3 protein-coding genes are annotated in these 3,370 nt (G+C 74.6%); 2 read left to right on the forward strand and 1 reads right to left on the reverse strand.

The window, feature by feature from the left end:
* The first annotated feature begins 299 nt into the window (after positions 1–299).
* Both AB8Z36_RS35045 and AB8Z36_RS35050 read left to right on the forward strand, forming a co-directional pair.
* Positions 300–1,817 (forward strand): aldehyde dehydrogenase, encoded by a 1,518-nt coding sequence (locus tag AB8Z36_RS35045; protein ID WP_369217428.1) that lies wholly within the window; start codon positions 300–302, stop codon positions 1,815–1,817.
* Complete coding sequence (locus tag AB8Z36_RS35050; protein ID WP_369217429.1) at positions 1,802–2,542, forward strand: gamma-glutamyl-gamma-aminobutyrate hydrolase family protein; 741 nt, start codon at positions 1,802–1,804, stop codon at positions 2,540–2,542. The genes AB8Z36_RS35045 and AB8Z36_RS35050 overlap by 16 nt, the downstream gene beginning before the upstream one ends.
* Positions 2,543–2,566: 24 nt before the next feature.
* Here AB8Z36_RS35050 and AB8Z36_RS35055 read toward each other — a convergent pair whose 3' ends face one another.
* Positions 2,567–3,145, reverse strand: coding sequence for a MarR family winged helix-turn-helix transcriptional regulator (locus AB8Z36_RS35055; protein WP_369217430.1), 579 nt, complete (start codon positions 3,143–3,145; stop codon positions 2,567–2,569).
* Positions 3,146–3,370 lie beyond the last annotated feature (225 nt).

Here is a 3,370-nt window from a genome sequence, read left to right on the forward strand (position 1 = left end):
GGCGGAAGGCGCGGTGGCGGCGTGCGGCCCGGCGGCGGCGTGGGCGGTGACTTCGGCGGCCGAGGCGAGGCGGGCGCCGCCTATCCAGTGCCGGGTGTCGACGGGCACCCCGGCGACGGACGCCGTCGGGGGCGCACTCTCTGGAAGAGCCATCGGGACCTCCAGTTCGTTTGACCCCAAACAACATAGGAGCGGTGGGCGACCGGGTCAACCCCTCGCCCGCAAGGGCCGGTTGGCCTATCGTTTGTACTCAAACGAAATCCGGACGAGACGCTCGGCCCCATCTCTGGGAGGCAGCCATGCCGGACGACGACGACACACTGGCCACGAGCAGCCACCATGACTGGCTCCGCAGGGCCGAGGAGCTGATCCCCGCGCTCCCCGTCGCACACCGCGTCGCGGGCGCCGACCAGGACGGCTCGGGCGGCACGTTCCCCGTCGTCTCGCCGCGCGACGGACGCACGCTCGCGCTCGTCGCGGACGCGGGCGAGAAGGAGGTGGACCTCGCCGTCGCCGCCGCCCGCCGCGCCTTCGACGACGGGCCCTGGCCGCGCCTGGCACCCGCCGACCGGGGCCGCGCGCTGCTGCGGATCGCCGCGCTCGTCGAGGAGCGGCGCGCCGAACTCGCTCTGACGGTGGCGCTGGAGAACGGCAAGCCGGTCACCGAGGCGTACGGGATCGAGCTGCGCGCCCTGGCGAACACCTTCCGCTGGTACGGGCAGCTCGCCGACAAGCTGACCGACGAGGCCCCGCACACCGGCCCTGGCGCGCTCGCCCTCGTCACACGCGAGCCGTCCGGCGTGGTCGGCGCGGTCGTCCCGTGGAACTTCCCGCTCACGCTCGCCGCGTGGAAGGTGGCACCGGCGCTCGCGGCGGGCTGCACGGTGGTCCTCAAGCCGTCCGAGCTGACGCCGCTCTCCGCCCTTGCGCTCGGCCGCGTCGCCGACGAGGCGGGGCTGCCACCGGGGGTCCTGAACGTCGTCGCGGGCGACGGGCCGACGGCGGGCCGCGCGCTCGGCCGCCACCCGGACGTCGACGTGCTCGCCTTCACCGGCTCCGCCGCCGTGGGCCGCCGGTTCCTGCGGTACGCGGCCGACTCCAACCTCAAGCGGGTCTGGCTCGAACTGGGCGGCAAGTCACCGAACATCGTGCTGCCCGACGCCCCCGACCTGGCATCGGCGGCGGCCACGGCCGCGTGGGGCATCTTCTTCAACCAGGGCGAGATGTGCACGGCACCCTCGCGGCTGCTCGTCCACTCGGCGGTGGCGGAGGAGGTCACGGCGGCGGTCGTGGAGCGGGCGGCGGCGCTGCGGGTCGGCGATCCGCTGGACCCCGCCACGGAGATGGGGGCGCTCGCGGGCGCGGCCCGGGTGGCCGCCGTCGAGGAGCATGTGCGCCGGGGAGCCGAGGCGGGGGCGCGGCTGCGTGCGGGCGGCGGACCGCTCGACCGGGTGCCGGGCGGCAGCTACTTCGCCCCCACGGTCTTCGACCGGGTCACCCCCGCCATGGCCCTGGCCCGCGAGGAGATCTTCGGCCCGGTCCTCTCCGTCCTCACCTTCGACACCCTGGAGGAGGCGGTGGCGCTGGCCAACGGCACGGAGTACGGCCTGGCCGCGGGCCTGTGGACGGCGGACCTGTCGGTGGCGCACACGGTGGCCCGGCGGCTGCGGGCGGGCACGGTCTGGGTCAACTGCTACGAGGAGGGCGACCTGACGGTCCCCTTCGGCGGCTACAAGCAGTCCGGCAACGGCCGCGACAAGTCCGCGCACGCCCTGGAGAAGTACACGGAGCTGAAGACGACGTGGATACGGCTCTGAGCGGGTTCCGGCCACGGGTCCGGCGCCCTCTGATCGCCCTGCCCCAGCGCTACGCCGCCTCCACCTCCGCCCTGCGGTACGCCGCCGTCGTCACCGCCCGCGCGCTCGCCGAGGCGGTGTTCCGCGCGGGCGGTGAGCCGTTCATGATGCTGCCGGGTCCTCCGGAGGGCGCCGCCGAGCGGCTCGGGCGGTGTGCCGGGCTGCTGCTGCCGGGCGGCGGCGACCTCGCGCCGTGGCGGTACGCGGACGGCGCCGAGGTGCACGGTTCCGTGTACGACGTCGATGACTCCCAGGACGCCTTCGACCTGACGCTCGCCCGTCTCGCGCTGACCGGCGGCCTGCCGACGCTGGCCGTCTGCCGGGGCCTTCAGGTGGTGAACGTCGCGCTCGGCGGCACGCTGCGGCAGGACATGGGCGGCCCGGACGCCTACCACCGCCACAAGACGCACCCCGTGCGCGTGCGGCCCGGCTGCGTGCTCGCGCGGGCGCTCGGCGCCGAGGAGACCGTGGTGTCCTGCTACCACCACCAGTGCGTGGACCGGCCGGGCCGGGGCCTGGTCCCCACCGCGTGGGCCGCCGACGGCACCGTCGAGGCGCTGGAACTGGACGGCGCCGATGGCTGGTTCACCGCGGTGCAGTGGCACCCCGAGGACACCGCCGCCTCGGACCGGGCCATGCGCGGCCTGTTCGAAGCGCTGGTACGGGCCGCGGACGCGCCGCGCTGAGCAGCTCCGGGCCCGCCGCGCCGGTCAGGCCCCGGTCCTGGCGCGGCGGCCGCTCCTGCGCGGGGCGGGCGCCGCTCCGTCGAGGAGTTCGAGCCTGCGCTCCTCGCCCTTGTCCTCGGTCCGCACCACGATCTTGCGCAGCAGGTCGGCGAGCGCCCGGCACTCCTCGTCCGTGAGCCCCTCGGTCACGAAGGCCTCCTCGGCGTTGAAGGCCGGGAAGACCTCGCCCATGAGCCGCTCCCCCTCCTCGGTGAGCCGGAGCAGCGCGAGCCGCCCGTCGTCGGGGTGGCCCCGGCGTTCGAGGAGGCCGCGGCCCGCGAGGGTGCGGGCGACCCCGGTGAGCGTGCCCTTGGAGATGCCCGCCTCCTCGGCGACGTAGCGCGTCTCCATCTCGCCCCAGATCCAGACGACGTAGAGCACGACGAAGGACGTCCAGGTCAGTTCGGCGCCGCGCAGCACGGAGTTCTCGAAGTGCTGCCGGACGGCCGAGGCCGCGCGGTAGATGTTCGCCACGGCGGCCATCCGGTCGTGCTTGACGGGTGTCCCGCCGAGCTTGGCCCGGACCGCCTTCTCGGTCTCACGGATGGAGCGGTAGCCCGTCACGTACGTGTCTCCTCGTTCCCGCGGTGCGCGTGGTGCCGGTGCGCGTCGTACCGGCAAGTGTCCCCGCTCTTCCCGTCTCCCCCAAGGCATCCGGCCCCCCCTTGCCGGGTCCGGGGGACGTCCGTACCATCAGCGCCAGCCGATTTCSTACGGGCTCAAACGATAACGCGTTTCCAGTGGGAACGCCCTCCCCTCCCGGAGTCCCGGCATGGCAGTCGGACACGG

This window comes from Streptomyces flavofungini (genome assembly GCF_041028215.1).
Taxonomy (GTDB): domain Bacteria; phylum Actinomycetota; class Actinomycetes; order Streptomycetales; family Streptomycetaceae; genus Streptomyces; species Streptomyces flavofungini_B.